Annotated in this window: 13 protein-coding genes; 4 read left to right on the top strand and 9 right to left on the bottom strand. The window is 59.4% G+C overall.

The genetic code is table 11. The features are described 5' to 3' along the window. Nucleotides 1–4: 4 nt before the first annotated feature. The 9 genes from ADJ74_RS06745 to serA all read right to left on the bottom strand — a co-directional run bounded on the left by ADJ74_RS06745 (nucleotide 5) and on the right by serA (nucleotide 12,887). Nucleotides 5–1,513: a UDP-glucose--hexose-1-phosphate uridylyltransferase gene (locus ADJ74_RS06745; protein WP_050342929.1), complete on the bottom strand. Its 1,509-nt coding sequence runs from the start codon at nucleotides 1,511–1,513 to the stop codon at nucleotides 5–7. A 12-nt stretch (nucleotides 1,514–1,525) separates the two neighbouring features. Beyond that, nucleotides 1,526–2,515: a UDP-glucose 4-epimerase GalE gene (galE, locus tag ADJ74_RS06740; RefSeq protein ID WP_006689981.1), complete on the bottom strand. Its 990-nt coding sequence runs from the start codon at nucleotides 2,513–2,515 to the stop codon at nucleotides 1,526–1,528. Between the two features lie 18 nt (nucleotides 2,516–2,533). Next, on the bottom strand, nucleotides 2,534–3,703 hold the full coding sequence (locus tag ADJ74_RS06735; protein ID WP_050342927.1) for a galactokinase: 1,170 nt from the start codon (nucleotides 3,701–3,703) through the stop codon (nucleotides 2,534–2,536). Nucleotides 3,704–3,742: 39 nt separating this feature from the next. Further along, nucleotides 3,743–6,862: a glycoside hydrolase family 2 TIM barrel-domain containing protein gene (locus ADJ74_RS06730; RefSeq protein ID WP_050342925.1), complete on the bottom strand. Its 3,120-nt coding sequence runs from the start codon at nucleotides 6,860–6,862 to the stop codon at nucleotides 3,743–3,745. A gap of 67 nt (nucleotides 6,863–6,929) precedes the next feature. Continuing rightward, nucleotides 6,930–8,351: a glycoside-pentoside-hexuronide (GPH):cation symporter gene (locus ADJ74_RS06725; RefSeq protein WP_050342923.1), complete on the bottom strand. Its 1,422-nt coding sequence runs from the start codon at nucleotides 8,349–8,351 to the stop codon at nucleotides 6,930–6,932. A 12-nt stretch (nucleotides 8,352–8,363) separates the two neighbouring features. Next, nucleotides 8,364–8,969 (bottom strand): AAA family ATPase, encoded by a 606-nt coding sequence (locus tag ADJ74_RS06720; RefSeq protein ID WP_050342921.1) that lies wholly within the window; start codon nucleotides 8,967–8,969, stop codon nucleotides 8,364–8,366. A gap of 228 nt (nucleotides 8,970–9,197) precedes the next feature. Next, nucleotides 9,198–9,905, bottom strand: coding sequence for a purine-nucleoside phosphorylase (gene deoD / locus ADJ74_RS06715; RefSeq protein ID WP_050342919.1), 708 nt, complete (start codon nucleotides 9,903–9,905; stop codon nucleotides 9,198–9,200). Between the two features lie 386 nt (nucleotides 9,906–10,291). Next, on the bottom strand, nucleotides 10,292–11,161 hold the full coding sequence (gene htpX, locus ADJ74_RS06710) for a zinc metalloprotease HtpX (protein WP_050342917.1): 870 nt from the start codon (nucleotides 11,159–11,161) through the stop codon (nucleotides 10,292–10,294). Nucleotides 11,162–11,306: 145 nt separating this feature from the next. Further along, complete coding sequence (gene serA / locus ADJ74_RS06705; protein ID WP_050342913.1) at nucleotides 11,307–12,887, bottom strand: phosphoglycerate dehydrogenase; 1,581 nt, start codon at nucleotides 12,885–12,887, stop codon at nucleotides 11,307–11,309. 254 nt (nucleotides 12,888–13,141) lie between these two features. Between serA and ADJ74_RS06700 the strand changes: the two genes are divergently transcribed. Genes ADJ74_RS06700 through ADJ74_RS06685 form a run of 4 tightly spaced genes read left to right on the top strand, consistent with a single transcriptional unit; the run spans nucleotide 13,142 to nucleotide 18,066 of the window. Next, nucleotides 13,142–14,074 carry an ABC transporter permease gene (locus tag ADJ74_RS06700; protein ID WP_050342911.1) on the top strand — a complete coding sequence of 311 codons (933 nt, stop codon included), beginning with the start codon at nucleotides 13,142–13,144 and terminating at the stop codon, nucleotides 14,072–14,074. Then, complete coding sequence (locus tag ADJ74_RS06695) at nucleotides 14,068–14,904, top strand: ABC transporter permease (RefSeq protein WP_050342910.1); 837 nt, start codon at nucleotides 14,068–14,070, stop codon at nucleotides 14,902–14,904. Before ADJ74_RS06700 ends, ADJ74_RS06695 begins: the two co-directional genes overlap by 7 nt. Nucleotides 14,905–14,928: 24 nt before the next feature. Beyond that, nucleotides 14,929–16,446 carry an ABC transporter substrate-binding protein gene (locus ADJ74_RS06690; protein ID WP_050342904.1) on the top strand — a complete coding sequence of 506 codons (1,518 nt, stop codon included), beginning with the start codon at nucleotides 14,929–14,931 and terminating at the stop codon, nucleotides 16,444–16,446. Then, the gene (locus tag ADJ74_RS06685) at nucleotides 16,447–18,066 is read left to right on the top strand and encodes an ABC transporter ATP-binding protein (RefSeq protein ID WP_050342901.1); all 1,620 of its coding nucleotides are present in this window, start codon (nucleotides 16,447–16,449) and stop codon (nucleotides 18,064–18,066) included. The last annotated feature ends 109 nt before the right edge of the window (nucleotides 18,067–18,175 follow it).

Genomic DNA, 18,175 nt, shown 5'->3' with positions numbered 1-18,175 from the left:
ACATCTACACGCCCGCTATGCTTTCAATCCAGCGGTCGAACGCCGCCATTCCTGCCGCGTCACGCTTGAACACACCTGCGTGCGTGAGCACCTCCAGGAACACCTTTCCAATCTCGTCGCGCAGAATCCCATCGACATTTCCCTCCGTGACCGTCGTATGCGCCGCACGTACCGAGCGATACCAGTCCGCATGCTTTTCGATGTCCGCGATTCCCGCGATGTCCGCCGCTCCCCGCAGCAGCTCCGCACGGATCTGCTCCATCTCCGATTTGAGACGCGCGGGCAGGATCGCCAGCCCCAGCACTTCGATCAGGCCGATGTTCTCCTTCTTGATGTGGTGCACCTCCGCGTGCGGGTGAAAGAGCCCGAGCGGATGCTCTGCCGTCGTCCGATTGTTGCGGAACACGAGATCGAACTCAAAGTCCTCGCCGCGCCGCCGCGCAATCGGGGTAATCGTATTGTGCGGCGTGCCGTCCGTCTCCGCGAGAATCTCCACCGACGCATCGCTGTAGACGCGCCATGCCGCGAGAATCTTCTCCGCGAGGTCGATGAGCGCATCCGCATCCGGTGAGGTGAGCCGCAGGGTCGACATCGGCCACTTGACGCGTCCCGCACGCACCGTCGGATAGTTCTGGAACGCGTACTCCTTCTCCGTCGCCGCACGCTCCATCGCGAACGTATAGTGTCCGCCCTGATAGTGATCGTGCGAGAGAATCGAGCCGCCCACAATCGGCAGATCGGCATTTGAGCCGGCAAAGTAATGCGGGAACAGCCGTAAGAAACACGCCAGATTCTCAAATGTATGGCGTGAAATCTGCATCGGCACATGATCGCCGTTCAGGATGATGCAGTGCTCGTTGTAGTAGGTATAGGGCGAGTACTGGAGAAACCACGGTGCTCCGCACAGATCGAGCGGGATGAGACGGTGCGTCTCGCGCGCGGGATGGTTCGCCCGTCCTGCATAGCCCTCGTTCTCACGGCAGAGCAGACATTTCGGATAGGAGGACGCCTTCGCTAGTTTCGCCTTTGCGATGTCGCGCGGATCCTTCTCGGGCTTCGAGAGGTTGATCGTCACATCGAGATCACCGTACTCCGTCGCCGTCTTCCACGCGATGTTCCGATCAATGCGCGTCTTGCGGATGTAGTTCGATGCAATGCTCAGACGGTAGTACCAGTCCGTTGCCTCCTGCGGCGATGCCGCATAATGCGCGCGGAACTCCCGCACGACCTCCGAGGGACGCGGCATCACACAGTCCATGATGCGCGTATCGAACAGGTCGCGCTCGTTCACCGTATTTTCGATCAAGCCGCGTGCCGCCGCATCGTCAAGCATCTCCTCGAGCACGGGCGTCGCCGTCTCGAGCGTCTCATCGACGGCGTGCGGCACATACTCCTCCACGCCGAGCACGTCGATCAGGCGATTCGCGGCGTACACCTCATCGTCAGGGGCGATCAGCCCCTTTTGCCGCGCAAAATGCAGGAGGCGGCTGATGCTGCGCTGTATGTCACTCATGACAGTCCTCCCTCAGTCCCCATAGCCGTTCGGATGCTTCTCGTGCCACGTCCACGCCGTGCCGATGACCTGCTCCACGTCCGTAAACTGCGGATTCCAGCCGAGCACCGTGCGTGCCTTCTCGCTCGACGCGATGAGCTGTGCCGGATCGCCCGCGCGGCGTGCACCGATCTCCACCTTGATCGAGCGTCCCGTCGCCTTCTGCGCGGCGGCGATCATCTCCTTGACCGAGAATCCCTGCCCGTTGCCGAGGTTGAAGATATTGCTCTCGCCGCCCTGCCGCAGATAGTCCAGCGCACGCACATGTGCATCCGCAAGATCGACCACGTGGATGTAGTCACGCAGACACGTTCCGTCGGGCGTCGGATAGTCCTCGCCAAAGACCGTGATATGGTCGCGCTTTCCGAGCGGCACCTGCAGGATGAGCGGGATGAGATGCGTCTCCGTCGCGTGATCCTCACCGATCGAGCCGTCGGGGAGCGCCCCCGCCGCATTGAAGTAGCGCAGGGAGACATAGCGCACACCGTTCGCACGGCTGACCCACTTCATCATCTTCTCCATCGTGAGCTTTGTCTCTCCGTACGGATTCGTCGGGTGCGTCTCGTCGTCCTCGTGAATGGGAACGCGCTTCGGCTCGCCGTAGACGGCCGCCGTCGAGGAAAAGACAATCTTGTCGATGCCATGGCGCACCATCGCCTCGAGGAGCACCTGCATCCCGTAGACATTGTTGTTGAAATAGAGCAGGGGCTTTTCGACACTCTCCCCCACGAGGGAGTTCGCCGCAAAGTGGATGACTGCCTCGATCTTGTTCTCCGTGAAAATCTTATCGAGCACCGCCGCATCGCGAATATCGCCCTCATAGAACGTGGCCGCAGGGTTCAGCGCCCCACGGTGCCCCGTCTGGAGATTGTCCACGATCACGACCTGCTCGCCCTTTTCCACCAGTGCATGAACGGCATGAGAGCCGATGTATCCTGCGCCGCCGCAGACCAAAATAGCCATGTATATCCTTCTCCTTTCTTATGAGAGACGGCGTGCGCCGTCCGCAATATTTGCCACGTAGAAGCTCGGCGCATAGCCGATCTTTGCCGTATAGGCATCGCCCACATTCTTCTCAAATGCGGGAATCGCCGCGTCGCGCACGATGCTGACCGTACATCCTGCAAATCCGCCGCCCGTCATACGCGAGCCGAGGACGCCGTTCTGCTGCCATGCGAGCTCCGCGAGTGTATCGAGCTCAGGCCCCGTCACCTCGTAGTCGTCACGCAGGGAGACGTGGGACGCATTCATCAGTTCACCGAAACGCTTCACATCGTTCGCCTCGAGTGCCTTCACCGCCTCCAGCGTGCGGTTGTTCTCGTAGACAGCATGGCGTGCGCGCCGACGCTCGACGGGATCGGGGATTGCCGATGCAATGGCATCGAACTCCGCATTCGTCAGCTCGCCGAGAGCCTTGATCGGCTTTACTTTTTGCAGTGCCTTCAGTGCTGACTCGCACTGGGCGCGCCGCTCATTATACGCCGAGGTGACGAGGCTGTGCGTCTTGTTCGTATTCGTGATGACGATGCTGCAGCCGTCGAGTGCCAGCTTGCTGTACCGATAGGAAAGCGTATTGCAGTCGAGGAGGATCGCACAGTCCTTTTTCCCCATGCCGACGGCGAACTGATCCATGATGCCGCAGTTCATGCCGACGAATTCATTCTCTGCCTTCTGCGAGAACTTCACCAGTTCCACCATATCAATGCCGAGGTTCAGCTCATCGTTCAGGATGACCGCCATCAGCACCTCGATGGAGGCCGAGGAGGAGAGCCCTGCGCCGTTCGGCAGCGTACCATAGAGGACAATGTCAAATCCGTGCGCCGCCCGATGCCCCGCATCCTCCATCACGCGCACAACGCCGATGGGATAGTTCGCCCAGCCGTAGGCATCGCTCTTCACCGCGCCGTGCATGGGGAACTGCACCACGCCCTGCTCCGGCAGATTCATCGAGTAGAGCCGCGAGATGCCGTCCGTGCGCGGTGCGACGAGCGCATACGTCCCGAGGGAGATCGCACAGGGGAAGACGTGCCCGCCGTTGTAGTCCGTGTGCTCACCGATGAGATTCACGCGTCCCGGTGAGAAATATGCGTGCGTCTGTGCCGCACCAAATTTCTCCCGAAAGACTTCCTGCATTTCGTCCAATATCTTCATATCAGCGCCCTCCATTTATTATCATTTCGCCAAAGGTCGTTAGATTCCCTGCATCGTAAAGCGCAGATGCCGCGCCGCATTCGGATGCGTATACTCCGTGAGGACAGGAGCGCCCCAGCTGTCGTCGCCGCCGACGCCGCACATCCCCGCCGATGCACGCAGATAGGTGTGCGCGCTGCGCGGCAAATCGTACGCGTGACGCGCATTCTCAAGCTCGTGCGGGCCATAGGGCAGCGCCGACGCCTCCATGGGCTCTGCCCCCGTGAGGCGCAGCCCGTGTCCGCTGCGGTCGCGCAGTTCGATCCAGCGCACACCGCAATGATTGCCCGTTTCCTGCGGGCGCAGATACGGCTCGACTTCCTCGGCCGCCGTGCTCTCGTAGATGCCGAGACGCGCACCGCGATGGCGGTCGGCGTAGTTCTCCTTCGGGCCATAGCCGTAGTAGCGGATGCAGTCATAGTCCGCCGCGAGCGTAAAGAGCATCGCAAAATCCGGCAGCGCGGGCATCCCGTCCGTCGGTTCGTAGTCCAGTGCGACATCCACCGCGCCCGCAGCGTCCACCGTATACGTGACCGTGCAATGGGCGGCGGGGTGTGCCGCGAGTGCATAGGTAAAGCGCACGGTGACGCGCGCGGCACGCCGTTCCCCTGTTCCCGCCTTTCCGAAATAACCGTCGATGACGGTGAGCGGCGCATCATCCGCACTCCACGCGATCTGCGTGCAGCGGCGGTAGAGACTCGCGAGCTTCCACTGCGCACAGTCCGCCATGCGTCCGCTGCCGTAGTCGTTGTCAACAGGCGCACGCCAGAACGACGGCTGCGGCAGTTCCTCGATCAGCTCCCGACCGCCATAACGATAGGAGACGAGATTGCCCTGCGCACTCGAGAACATAAGGGAGAAACCCGCCCCCTGTACGCCGAGATTGATGTCCCCCTGCACCACGCGCAGGTTGCCCGTATCTGCAAGTGGCGCATAAACGGGTGCGGAAGGACACGCCGCAACGACATCGCGGATCTGCAGTGCGTCGCCCGTCCATGCCGGCAGAATCGTCTGCCCAAACGCAACCTCATGCCCCACGTTTGCCCAACGCTCCTCCCATGCAAGCACGAGAGACGCTGTCAGCACATGTTCCCCATTGCCAAACGAGGGTACGGCGCAGGGCAAACAGCGCGTTTCTCCCGGCGGTATGGAGGGTGTCGGCATACGCCGCTGCCAGACTGTCTGTCCGTCCACGGCAAGAACAAGCTGCAGCACATAGCAGTCCGCATTTGTAAAGAGACTCTTGTTCTCGATCTCCACACCATTCCACGAAGGGCGCAGCGTGAAATTCTGATAGTTGAACTTCACATCCTGCAGCTTTGCCGTCGGACGACGATCGGCAAAGAAAATACCGTTGCCGCTGAAGTTGTAATCCGACGGGCGATCACCGAAGTCGCCGCCATAGAGAAATACATCCTCACCGTACCGCCCGCGCCGACGAATTGCCTGATCGCCAAAATCCCAGATAAAGCCGCCCTGATAGAGCGGCTCGCGCTCCGTCAGCTCCGTGTACTTGTGCATACCGCCGCAGCTGTTGCCCATCGCATGCGTATACTCACAGCAGATAAAGGGCTTGTCCCTGTGCTCCTTGAGGAACGCCTCGATGTCCGCCGCCTTCGTATACATCTGACTTTCCATATCGCTCGTCGCGGGATAGCTGCGATCCCAGAAAATTCCCTCGTAGTGAACGAGGCGCGTCGGATCGACGCGGCGGAAGTATTCGCTCATCTCGTAGATGTCACGCCCGCCGCAGGACTCGTTTCCACACGACCAGATGAGGATGCACGGATGGTTCTTGTCCCGCTCGTACATCGACTGTGCGCGGTCGAGCACGGCGGGCAGCCAAGCCTCGTGATCGCCGGGCACGGTATCCTCATCCTTCGCACACGCGCCGTTCTTCATCCACGAGCCGTGCGTCTCGAGATTCGTCTCATCGATGACATAGAGTCCGTAAATATCGCACAGCTCATAGAGACGGCTGCTGTTCGGATAATGTGACGTGCGGATCGCGTTGACATTCGCGCGTTTGAGTGCAATGAGATCCTGCGCAAAGAGCGCGGGGTCCATCGCACGCCCGTGGTCGCAGTCGAACTCGTGGCGGTTGACTCCCTTGAACACAATGCGCTTGCCATTGATCTGCATCAGACCGTCCCTCATGCAGAACTCACGGAAGCCGACCCGTACGCGCACAACCTCCTGTAGGAGTCCGCCCGCATCATAGACACAGAGAACGGCATGGTAGAGGTACGGCTCCTCCGCACTCCACAGATGAACCCCCGCGATGTCTGCCGAAAGCTCGTACGCCGTCCCCACAAAATGCTCATTGACTTGCAGCACCTCGGCGCCGTCCGCATCATAGAGATCGAGCATAACGCCCTTGTCCCCCGCATCACCGAACGAGAGACGAATGGAGAGATGACCGTCTGCATAGTTATGAACGGGGATTGCACGGACTTCGATATCCTCGATGTGCACGGCGGGCTTCGTATAGAGAAGTACATCCCGATAGATCCCAGAGAACCGCCAGAAATCCTGATCCTCAAGCCAGCTTGCACTCGCATAGCGGAACACCATCGCCGCCAGCTTATTCTCGCCCGTCACAAGATACGGCGTCAGATCGAAGTCCGCAGGCGTGCAGCTATCCTCACTGTAACCGACAAAATGCCCGTTGAGGAAGAGCGCGAGTGCCGCATCCACGCCGCCAAAGGAAATGAACACATTTTCCCAGTCCTCGGGCACGTTGAAATACTTCACATAGCAGCCGACGGGATTGCTGCGCGTTGGAATCTCACCCGGCGCGATACTCTCGTGCCCATCCCATGGATATGTCGTATTTGTGTAGTGCGGTACGCCGTGCCCCTCCATCTGGATGTGTGCGGGCACATGAATTGTTTCCCAGTCATGACAGTCGTAGTTCGCCGCCTCAAATCCCTGCGGGATAAACGCCGTATTCCGCGCATGGGCGAAATGCCACACGCCGCCAAGCGTGCGGTAAAATGAAGACACACCGCGTGCAAGCTCCGTTTCATCACGATAGAAAACATGATCACTGTGCGCGGGCAGACGGTTCTCCGCAAAATACTGCGGGTCTTTCAGTTTCCCAAAATCGAAGCCGCTCATATCAAGACCTCCATTTCTGCAAAGAAAGCGGTCGCTAGCGACCGCTTCCACAAATGTTACCACAGGATTACTTATTCATTTCATCCCATTTCTCCTCGAGTTCCTCCACAATGCGTGCATGCTCCGCCTCCGTAAGCGTCACCTTCGCACGATAGAGAATCGTCCCAAGCAGGATGAACACAAACGGCAGTGCAAACATGACGAGCTTGAAGTTGAAGAGGTTCTCCGGCGTGATCGTCGCCGCCGTCGCGCCGCTCGTCATGCCGACCCAGATCGCAGTCAGACCGATCAGCCCGCTTGTAATCGCACCCGCGAGCTTGTCCACCAGAGGACGCACGCAGAGGACAAGAGCCTCATCACGATGCCCGAGCTTCAGCTGCCCGTACTCGACTGTATCCGTGATCGTCATGAGCACAACGAGAAAGATCAGCGGCTGCGGCAGAGCAAAGAGACCTGCGGCAAAGAGGGTCATAAGGACGCTCGTGCCCGCCATCGCATAGAGCACGATGCCAACGAGCATCACGGCAACCGAGCCGAAGAAGAGCCTCCGACGGCTGAACTTCTCCGTCAGCGTCGGGAAGAGAGCCACGGCGAGCAAGCCGATGATGACGTTGATGACACCGAGGAAGGAGAATTGCTTCGCGTCGCCGAGCACATAGATAAAGTAATAGAGGTTGAAATTATTGATGACATTCTGCCCAAGAACAAAAACAAGATACGCAATCGCCACCCAGAGCAGCTGATCATTCTTGATGAGGATCGAGAACACGTCCTTGAACGAGGTCTCCGTCTTGTTCTCGCGCAGCGCAGAGTCCTCTTCCTTCGTCCCAAGACCGAGGATGATCGCGCCGAGGGTTGCGATGCCGCCGCCGATCACGGCAAAGGCGAACCAGCCCGTCCCATCGCCTGCACCGCCGTTTTCATTCAGCGAGAAGTAGAGGACGACGGGCATGACAATCGCCGTAATCATCTGCGCGCCGAACACCGAGCCGATACGTGCATACGTCGCCGTGATCTCGCGCTCATGCGAGTCGAACGAGAGCGCGGGGATCATCGACCAGATCGCAACATCCTTTGCCGAGTAGAACACATCCATGATGAGATAGATGAGGGCAAAGAGCACGAGGTAGAGCATCGGGTTCGACACCGTCAGGCCGCCCATGTCCGTGAAGAGAATCGCGAGCGAGATCGCCGCAACGAATGCACCGACGAGCACCCACGGCTTGAATTTGCCCCAGCGCGTCTTGGTCTTATCAATCGTATTGCCGATAAAGGGATCAATGAACAGCTCGGCGATACGCAGAACAAGGATGATCGTCGTCACAATGCCGATCATATAGGCATCGTGCTCATGGTTGTCGGAGTGGAACAGATTGCTCGTGACGAAAATCATGAAGTACGTCGCCAGCATCATGTAGAACACATCGTGCCCGAACGTACCGCAGGCATAGGCGATGCGTGACCAGAACTTGCTCTTCGGAGATGCCATAAGAGTTCCTCCTTACCCCTTTACCGCATGCATATAGGCGATGATGCCGTCCGCGATCTGCGCAAGCGGTGCACGCCCCGTCTTGACCACGAGATCGTAGTTCGCGCCGTCGCCCCACTTGCGCCCCGTGTAGTAGTCGTAGTAGCGCGCGCGCTTCTCGTTCTCGCGGTTCAGCTCCTTCAGCGACTTCCCCTCGTAGACTGTCCGTCCGCGCTCCTCACGGAACTCATCATCTGCGCAGACGAAGATCGAAAACACATCGTCGCGCTTGCGCAGTGCATAGTCCGCACAGCGGCCGAGGAAGATGCACGGGCCGTCATCTGCGAGCTTGCGCACGACATTTGACTCTGCCATGAACATCCCTTGGCTCGACTCCCCCATCGCCATGCCAAAGGAATGAAACGGAATGAAGCGCGACGAGAGCGGTTTCACCGTATTCTCGAGTTCCAAGAGATCCTTCTCGTTCAGATCGTTGATCCCGAGCTTTGCCGCCGCCATGTGCACGATCTGACGATCGTAGAGGTGCACGTCCAGCTTCTCCGCGAGAATCTCGGCGAGCTCCCGGCCGCCGCAGCCGTACTGACGGCCGACCGTGATGATGTACTTTTTCTCCTCCATACAATTCCCTCCTTCAAATGGATGCAGCATCGTTATGCGCGCGATGTCGCTCCTTCCAAAACCGCTACAGTAAACGTTTACATTTACATTTTTTATTATACGATATGTTTTTCAAAAATGCAAACGTTTTCTTTTTGAAATCACGAAAAAATGATTACGTTTCCACACAAAAATAACGCACGAGAATCGCGTTCCCGTGCGCTGTTTGTGTGATGCTGTCTTTGTCTATTACCCGACTGCTGTCTCAAGGGCAATCTTGATCATATCGTTGAACGTCGTCTGCCGTTCCTCCGCCGTGCATTTCTCGCCCGTCAGCAGATGATCGCTCACGGTAAAGAGTGCGAGTGCCTGCCGCCCGTACTTTGCCGCAAGGGTGTAAAGTGCCGCCGCCTCCATCTCCACGGCAAGCACGCCGTAGGTGCGGAGCTTGTCGTTGTCGATCTCCTCGTCGTAAAAGCGGTCAACGGAGATCACGTTGCCGACACGCACAGGAAGATCCATGCGCTTTGCATTCTCCACGGCGACAGAGAGAAGCTCGTAGTCCGCAAGCGGCGCATAGTTGATCGAGCCGCCGAAGATGCTGCGGATCATCCCCGAGTCCGTCGTCGCGCCCTGTGCGATGAACACGTCGCGCAGCTTGACCTTCTCATGCATTCCGCCGCACGTGCCGACGCGGATGAGCTTCTGCACGCCGTAGCAGTCCATCAGCTCGTTCACATAGATCGAGATCGACGGCATCCCCATGCCTGTTCCCTGTACGGAGACGGGTACGCCATGATATGTCCCCGTATACCCGAGGATGTTGCGGATGGACGTGTACTCCTTCGCCCCATCGAGAAAATTCTCCGCGATGTACTTCGCACGCAGCGGATCACCCGGCAGCAGGATGCGCTCCGCGACCTCTCCCTTTTCGGCAGCAATATGCAGTGAACTCATTATCGTTCTCCTTCCTTAGTCCTCATCATCTGCGGCAAGCTCTGCCTCCTCCTTGATCCTTGGATCAACACACGCATGCAGATTCGCCGATTTTGCGAGCATATACCATCCTCCTCCTGCTAGGCTTTCATTATATGATGATGTCAGGGCAAACGCAATAAAGGAAGCACTGATAAATTCAGCACCGTCATCTTAGCGCATCTTTTTTGCCCGCTCAATGCCTGCAAATCCTCCACATAGCTTTGGCTATGCGTCCGGTTTGCCTCCTCAATCGGACGAAAAAATCTACGCCAATCTGACGGACTTCATTTTATCAGCGATTCCTAAATGGAATGCAAAAAGTCTCGAACACCACAGGAATCGGTGTCCGAGACTCTTACATACACTCAGCGAACGTGCATCCGCTGTGCCTGCTCGCGCAGACGCGCGATGCGTTCCGCCGTCGCAGGATGCGTCGAGAACAGGCTCTTGAACGAGAAGTCATGTCCCGAGAACGGATTGATGATGCACATGTGTGCCGTCTCCGGCGTTGCCTCCGGGAGAGGCGCGCCGTGCACGGCATAGTACTCGATCTTTTCGAGTGCCGCTGCGAGGTAGTTCGGGTTGCCGCAGATCTCTGCGCCGCCCTCATCCGCGCTGTACTCACGCGAACGCGAAATCGCCATCTGGATGAGCGCCGCCGCAATCGGGGCGATGATCGCCGTTGCGATCATTCCGATGATGCCGCCGCGGTCGTCGTCGCTCGAGCGTCCCGCGCCGAAGATCGCCGCAAACTGGGCGATGTTCGCCGCGTAGGAGATCACGGTCGCCATCGTCGCGGCGATGGTCGAGATGAGGATGTCGCGATGCTTGACGTGTGCCAGCTCATGCCCGAGCACGCCCGAGATCTCGTTGTAGTCGAGGACGCGCATCAGCCCCGTCGTAACGGCGACAGCCGCATGGGACGGATTGCGCCCCGTCGCAAATGCGTTCGGCGCGTCCTCGTTGATGATGCAGACGCGCGGCATCGGAAGCCCCGCGTTCCCCGCGAGCTTCTCGACCAGGCCGTAGAGCTCCGGTGCATCCGTACGGTCAATCTCCCGTGCATTGTACATGCGGAGCACCATGCTGTCGGAGAACCAGTACGAGAAGAAGTTCATCCCTATCGCAATGATGAGCATGATGGTCATGCCTGTATGTCCGCCGAATACGCCGCCAAGAGCGACCATCAGCGCCATCAGGAGCGCCATGAGCATTGTTGTTTTCAGTGTGTTCATAGCTTCATTTCTCCTTTATCTGTCAAATCTTTGTCCTTTTGACTATATCATACAGGGCATTTATGGAAAAAGCCTGAAATCTTCGCAGGGAATCGCTGATAAAGGATATGTCAACGCGCTCGTGCTGAATTTATCCGTGCTTCCCTTAAATTGCCTCGAAATTGACCAGTTTCGCATCAAAGATGCCCTCGACAGCGAGCACGCGCGCGAGCACATCATCGGAGATGTCGTGATCGATGGTGAGTACCATGATGTTCATGCCCTTGCGGTCAGACTTTCCCACCTGCATAGAGGAGATGTTGATGCCTGCCGCGCCCATGATCGAGCCAATCGTGCCGATGACACCGGGACGGTTGATGTGCGGGCAGATGAGAATGCGTGCGTGCGGGTCAACGTCGACACGGAAGCGGTTGATGCGAACGATGCGTCCCTCCTCGCCGAAGAGCGCGCCCTGCACCTCAGAAGTGCCGCCCGATGCCGTCACGCGCACGGTGATGAGCGTCGAGTAGTGCGACGTCTCCTTCTCGCGAATCTCAGAGACCTTGATGCCGCGCGACTTCGCCACACTCGGTGCGTTGACGTAGTTGATCTCGCTCTCGAGGATGGGGTTGAGCATCCCCTTGAGAATGGCCGTCGTGAGGAAGCTCGTATTGACCTCAGTGATCTCACCGTTGTAGACGACCTCGACCTGCGAGATGGGTCCCTCGGCGAGAGAGCACGCTGTACACCCGAGCTGTTCGGCGAGCGCGATGTAGGGGCGGATCACACGCATGACTTCCTTTGAGACAGGTGCCATGTTGACCGCCGCGAGCACCGGCTCACCGCGCAGTGCGGCACGGATGCCCTTTGCCACGTCCACTGAGACGCCGATCTGTGCCTCCACCGTGGACGCGCCGAGGTGCGGCGTGAGGACGATGCCGGGCACATTGCGCAGGGGACTGTCCTCCGCGAGCGGCTCACTCTCAAACACGTCGATCGCCGCCCCCGCGACGATTCCCTCGCGCACGGCCTCGGCGAGATCGTGCTCGTTGATGATGCCGCCGCGCGCACAGTTCACGAGGCGGACGCCCTGCTTCATCCGCCGCATCTGCGCCATGGAGATCATGCCGCGCGTCTCCTTCGTGAGAGGCATGTGCACCGTGATGAAGTCCGCCTGCTCGATGATGTCATCGAGCGTCCCGACGGTCACGCCGAGTGCCTTTGCCCGCTCCTCGTTGATGTAGGGATCATAGGCGATCACATTCATGTCAAAGGCGAGGGCGCGCTTTGCGACGCCGCCGCCGATGCGCCCCATGCCGATGACACCGAGTGTCTTGCCGCGCAGCTCAACGCCGACGTATGCCTTGCGGTTCCACTGCCCCGCGTGCATGGTCGCATCCGCTGTCGGGATGTTGCGCGCCATGGCGAGCATCATCGCAACTGTATGCTCCGTCGCGGCAATCGTATTGCCGCCCGGCGAGTTGATGACGATGATGCCGCGCTCCGTCGCCGCCTTTACGTCAATGTTGTCCACACCGACGCCGGCGCGCCCGATGATCTTCAGTTTCCCCGCGCGTTCCAGGACGTCCGCCGTCACCTTCGACGCCGAGCGTACCATCAGCGCGTCATAGTCTCCGATCACATCCAGCAGTTCCTCATGCGAGATCTTATCGCGCACATCGACCTCATAGTCCGTCAAAAGACCGATTCCCTCAGGTGAAATCCCATCCGCAGCCAAAATCTTCATCCGTATGCCCTCCCCCGTCCTATCATACACAGTAACGCCCCTATTATAGACAAAAGAAGAAAACAGGTCAAATCTTTCCGACAGACAACCGTACTCTCTCACATATACATATCGTATTATTCTGAGAAGAATTATCAAAGAGTATGGAATATTTTTATTTCTCGTTGACAATGTTCGACGCGTGACGATATACTAATTTTCATCTGGTAAGACAGGAAAACCTTCTATGATATTTCTTGTGGAAAGAGGCACACATGACATTATCCGCTCTCGTGCGCCGCTGCGCACAGTTTATTCCCGTATTCTTTGGCATCACCGTGCTCTCCTTCACGCTGATTCACCTTGCACCGAGCGACCCCGTCAGCGTGCGTCTCTCGCTGGGCGGCATCGCCGTCGATCCCGCAGCGGCAGCACAGATGCGCACGGAGATGGGGCTCGACCGTCCGCTGCCCATTCAGTACGGCGACTGGCTCCTGCGTTTTCTCCACGGAGACATGGGGACATCCTACCGCAGTGATCGCCCCGTCGCCGCCATGCTCCTGCAGGCGCTCCCCTACACGCTCGCCATAGCGGCCAGTGCGATGCTCCTCACCCTCCTCATCTCCCTGCCGCTCGGCATCGCCATTGCAGCGTATCGAAACAGTGCACTGGACTGCACCGTCCGTTTCCTCACCTTTATCGGAAATGCCGTGCCGAGCTTCATCGTCGGCATTCTCCTCATGTTTCTGTTCTCCTATCAGCTCGGATGGATCCCCGTGCTCGCCGGCAATTCCCCCATCGGCATGGTGCTGCCGACGGCGGCGCTCGCACTCATCATGTCGGCGCGCTACATTCGGCAGATCCGCGCGGCGGCCCTCGACGAGCTCGCAAAGGACTACATCATCGGCCTGCGCGCGCGCGGAATACCCGAACGCCGCATTCTATTTGGAAATGTCCTCAAAAATATCATGGGCGTCGTCATCACGCTGACCGCCATCTCCGTCGGCTCTCTGCTCGGCGGCGTGGTCATCATCGAGACACTCTTCAGCCGCCCCGGCGTCGGCAGTCTCCTCATGACGGCGATCAGCAGCCGTGACTACCCCGTCATCCAGGCGGCCGTCGTCTGGATGGCACTGGCCTACTTTGTCGTCAACCTGCTCACCGACCTCTCCTATCGCCGTTTCAACCCGAGGATCAGGGGATGTTGAGGAAGGCCATGCTTGCCGCGCATAAAGCCCCGCTTCTCCTGGGTCTCCTCGCGGGCGCATCGGTACTCATCCTCGCCGTCAGTCTTTTTGCAGCACAGCTCGCCCCATACGACCCATACGCCACCGATCCGCAGCTGATCCTGCAGCCGCCGTCCGCTGCACACCCCTGCGGAACGGACAACTACGGCAGAGATCTCCTCTCACGCATCCTCTTCGGCGCAAGGACGTCCATCTGCGCCGCTCTGCTCATCATCCTCATCGCAGGCACGGGCGGCAGTCTCATCGGACTCCTCGCCGGGTTCTTCCGCGGACGCACGGATGCCCTGCTCATGCGTATAACGGACATCGTGCAGGCATTTCCGAGTCTCATCCTCGCGATCGCCGTCGCGGGCATCCTCGGTGGCGGGCTGACGAACGCCGTCCTCGCCCTCATGCTGACGACATGGACGCAGTACGCACGCCTCGCACGCAGCATGACGCTGGCGGCAGCAGAGGAGACGTATGTCCAGGCGGCGCGGCTCTCGGGGTGCAGCAGGATGCGCATTCTATTCGTGCACATCCTGCCGAACATCGCGGGGACGCTCATCACCACCGCCGTCATGCACATCAGTACGATGATGATGGGGCTTGCCGCGCTCTCCTACCTCGGGATCGGCGTCAAAATTCCCGATGCCGAGTGGGGCGCCATGATCAGCGAGGGACAAAAATATCTGCGGCAGGCACCGTGGGCAGCACTTGCCCCGAGCATCGTCATGATCTCCGTCATGATGGTATTCAATCTCTTCGGTGATGCCCTGCGCGACCATCTCGATCCAAAGATGAAAAAATAAGAATCCCCCACAGGAGGAAGAACCATGAACAAGATGCTCCATCGTCTATGCGCGCTCGCGCTCGTTGCTCTCTCCTTTGCTCTCCTCGGCTGCGGCGCACAGAATGCGGCAGACGGGAAAAAGATCATCCGTGTCGGCGGAACGCTCGACGTAACGGACAGCACGATGGATCCCGCGAAGGAGTGGGCCAGTTGGTTCGTCCTGCGCTGCGGCATCGGCGAGACACTGTTTCGGCTGGATGATGAGATGCGCCCGCAGCCATGGCTGGCGGAGCGCGCCGAGAACATCAGCCCGACCGACTGGCGCATCACGCTGAAGGATAACGTCGTCTTCTCCAATGGGGAAAAAATGACCGCCGAGAAAGTCGCTGCCTCTCTGCAGCGCACGGCGGAGATCAATCAGCGCGCCGCATGGCTGCGCGGGGCAGAGTACACAGCGGATGGAGACGTCCTCGCCATCCGGACAAAAGAACCGTATGCGACACTGGTGAACGACCTCTGTGACCCGTACGCCATCATCCTCGATGTCGCGGGCACGGAGGATTTTGACCAGGCGCCCGTCGCCACGGGGCCATTCACCCTCACCTCCTACGAGCCGTACCTCTCCGCCGTCATGACACGCAATGAGCACTACTGGGATGGTGCGGTACGTGCAGACGGGGTGACCTACACAAAGATTCCCGACCCTGCCGCCCTCGCCATGGCCCTCGAGAGCGGAGAGATCGACGCCGCCCTCGACCTCAGTCCCGAGAACGCGGAGACGATTGCCGCATCGGACAAATTCACCCTCGTCCGCACGCCGCAGACACGCGTCTACCAGCTCTATATGAACCTCGACCGTCTCACTGATCCAGCCGTACGCACGGCGATCATGTGCGGCATCGACAAAGACATCATCGGAACGCAGTACCTCAAGGGTGCAATGACCGCCGCAAATGGTGCCTTCCTCCCATCGACACCCTACCGCGCCCCGGCGCCGCTTTCCTATGATCTCTCAAAGGCGCATGCATTCCTCGCTGCGGCGGGCTATCAGGACAGCGACGGAGACGGCATCGTCGAGAAGAACGGCGTCCCGCTCGTCATCGGTCTCAGCATCTACCGTCGCCTCTCCTCGGAGGCTATCGCCACGGAGATGCAGGCACAGCTCCGCCATGTCGGGATAAAGATCGAGGTGCATCCGCACGAGAAGTCCACCTTCTTTAGCAGCGGTGACTTTGACCTCGGTATCTACTCCGTCGTCACCATGCCGACGGGCGACCCCTACGCCTTCCTGCGTGACGCGGTGGGCAGTATGGGCGTCGCCAACTACGGGCACTACCGCAGTGGCGCCGCAGATCAGGCACTATCGCAGCTTGCGGTCACCTTTGACCCCGCACAGCGCATCCAGCTCGTCAACCAGATCCAGCAGCAGGTGATCGACGACCGCGCGATGGACTTCATCGGATTCAACACCATGCAGGTCGGCATGGCAAAGGGCGTGAGCGGTCTCCTCTCTACGCCCTCGGACTACTATCAGGTCACCAAAGACCTGGACAAAGAATAAATGGCTGAAAAAAATGAATGCCTTGGGACGCCTCCCCTCCTGCGCATCGACGGACTGTGCGCAGGGTACGGGGACAGTGCCATCCTGCACGACATCACGCTGCAGGTCGCGCCGGGCGAGGTACTCGGCATCGTCGGTGCGAGTGGCAGCGGCAAGTCCACCCTGCTCAAAGCAATCATGGGCATACGCGAAACAGGGCTCATCCGCCGCGCGGGCACGATCCGATTCGACGGGCGCGAGCTGGCTGCGTGCACAGCGGAAGACTACCGCCGTTTGCGCGGCGCGGAAATGGGCATCGTATTTCAGCATGCAGGTGCATCACTGAATCCGACGCGCCGCATCAGGACACAGTTTGCCGAGGCGATGCGGGCACACGGCACATACACAGATGCGGAGATCACGGAACGTGCGGCAGAGCTCCTGCGCCGCATGGGCTTCACTGACGCCGATCACATCCTCGACGCCTATCCCTTCACACTGTCGGGTGGGATGGCGCAGCGCGCCGCGATAGCACTCGCACTCGCCCTGCGGCCGCGTCTCCTGCTCGCCGACGAGCCGACCTCAGCCCTCGATGCCGCGCTGCAGCGGCAGGTGCTGCAAATCCTGCGCACCCTGCGCGACGAGGACGGCACAGCAATGCTCCTCGTCACGCACAATATCGGCGTGCTGCGCCACATCGCCGACCGTGCCGCCGTCATGAAGCACGGACGCATCATCGAACAGGGCGCAGCGGCGGAGCTGCTGGCCCATCCGCAGTGCGCGGACACGCAGAATCTGCTTTCCTCTATCCCCCGGATCGGCGATCCATCACCGAGTTCATCCCACACAGAGGTCAGCCCCCCGAAAGGCACGCCCTGTGCAGAGGCCCCTCTCCTGCGCTTTGACAACGTCTCCATGCACTTTGATGGGGATGCCGCACGGACACAGGCCGTCGATGCCATGACCTTCTCTCTGTACGAGCGCGAACGCCTCGGTCTCGTCGGTGCGAGCGGCAGCGGCAAGTCCACCGCAGCAAAACTCCTCACGGGACTGCTCACCCCGACGGAGGGACGCATCCTGCTCGCAGGAAAAAACATCGTCGGCGCATCGGGCCATGCGCGCAAAGAGCTCTGTCGCCACATCCAGATGGTGTTTCAGGACGCACACGGCTCGTTCAACCCACGCCGCAGCATCGGTGCAGGGATCAGCGAAACCATCCACAACCTCTGCCCTCCCGATGAGCAGCCCACCGATCACCGCGTCGCCGCCCTCCTCGACGAAGTGGAACTACCTGCCTCCTACGCCACGCGGTATCCGCACGAGATCAGCGGCGGCGAATGTCAGCGCGCCGCCATCGCACGTGCGATGGCAGTATCCCCTGACATCCTCATCTGTGACGAAGCGACCTCGGCACTCGATACCTGTGTGCAGGAGAAAATCGTCACGCTCCTCCGTCGCCTGCAAAAAGAGCACGGCATGAGTCTCCTCTTCATCTCCCACGACCTCCCCCTCGTCAGCTCCATCACCGATCGCATCCTCATCTTGCGGCACGGACGCATCATCGAACAGGGCAGAACGGCAGACATCCTGCGCGAACCGCATGAGCGCGATACCAAGGAGCTGCTGCACGCCGTATTATAGGGAAGCACTGATAAATTCAGCGCCGCCATCTTAGCGCATCTTTTTTGCCCGCTTTTTGTCGGCAAATCCTCCACATAGCCCTCCCTATGCGTCCGGTTTGCCTCCTCAA

Origin of the sequence: Selenomonas sp. oral taxon 478, from assembly GCF_001189555.1 — a bacterium.
In the GTDB taxonomy this organism is placed as follows: domain Bacteria; phylum Bacillota; class Negativicutes; order Selenomonadales; family Selenomonadaceae; genus Centipeda; species Centipeda felix.
Note: the sequence above shows the minus strand (reverse complement) of the source record. Positions and strands in the feature narration are given on the sequence as shown.

What these genes read in the sequence shown, in the direction of transcription:
- ADJ74_RS06700 (WP_050342911.1), top strand. Translation starts at nt 13,142, where the DNA reads ATGACATTATCCGCTCTCGTGCGCCGCTGCGCACAGTTTATTCCCGTA.
- ADJ74_RS06685 (WP_050342901.1), top strand. Translation starts at nt 16,447, where the DNA reads ATGGCTGAAAAAAATGAATGCCTTGGGACGCCTCCCCTCCTGCGCATC.
- galE (WP_006689981.1), bottom strand. Translation starts at nt 2,515, where the DNA reads ATGGCTATTTTGGTCTGCGGCGGCGCAGGATACATCGGCTCTCATGCC.
- ADJ74_RS06695 (WP_050342910.1), top strand. Translation starts at nt 14,068, where the DNA reads ATGTTGAGGAAGGCCATGCTTGCCGCGCATAAAGCCCCGCTTCTCCTG.
- deoD (WP_050342919.1), bottom strand. Translation starts at nt 9,905, where the DNA reads ATGAGTTCACTGCATATTGCTGCCGAAAAGGGAGAGGTCGCGGAGCGC.
- ADJ74_RS06720 (WP_050342921.1), bottom strand. Translation starts at nt 8,969, where the DNA reads ATGGAGGAGAAAAAGTACATCATCACGGTCGGCCGTCAGTACGGCTGC.
- ADJ74_RS06745 (WP_050342929.1), bottom strand. Translation starts at nt 1,513, where the DNA reads ATGAGTGACATACAGCGCAGCATCAGCCGCCTCCTGCATTTTGCGCGG.
- ADJ74_RS06725 (WP_050342923.1), bottom strand. Translation starts at nt 8,351, where the DNA reads ATGGCATCTCCGAAGAGCAAGTTCTGGTCACGCATCGCCTATGCCTGC.
- ADJ74_RS06690 (WP_050342904.1), top strand. Translation starts at nt 14,929, where the DNA reads ATGAACAAGATGCTCCATCGTCTATGCGCGCTCGCGCTCGTTGCTCTC.
- ADJ74_RS06730 (WP_050342925.1), bottom strand. Translation starts at nt 6,862, where the DNA reads ATGAGCGGCTTCGATTTTGGGAAACTGAAAGACCCGCAGTATTTTGCG.
- htpX (WP_050342917.1), bottom strand. Translation starts at nt 11,161, where the DNA reads ATGAACACACTGAAAACAACAATGCTCATGGCGCTCCTGATGGCGCTG.
- ADJ74_RS06735 (WP_050342927.1), bottom strand. Translation starts at nt 3,703, where the DNA reads ATGAAGATATTGGACGAAATGCAGGAAGTCTTTCGGGAGAAATTTGGT.
- serA (WP_050342913.1), bottom strand. Translation starts at nt 12,887, where the DNA reads ATGAAGATTTTGGCTGCGGATGGGATTTCACCTGAGGGAATCGGTCTT.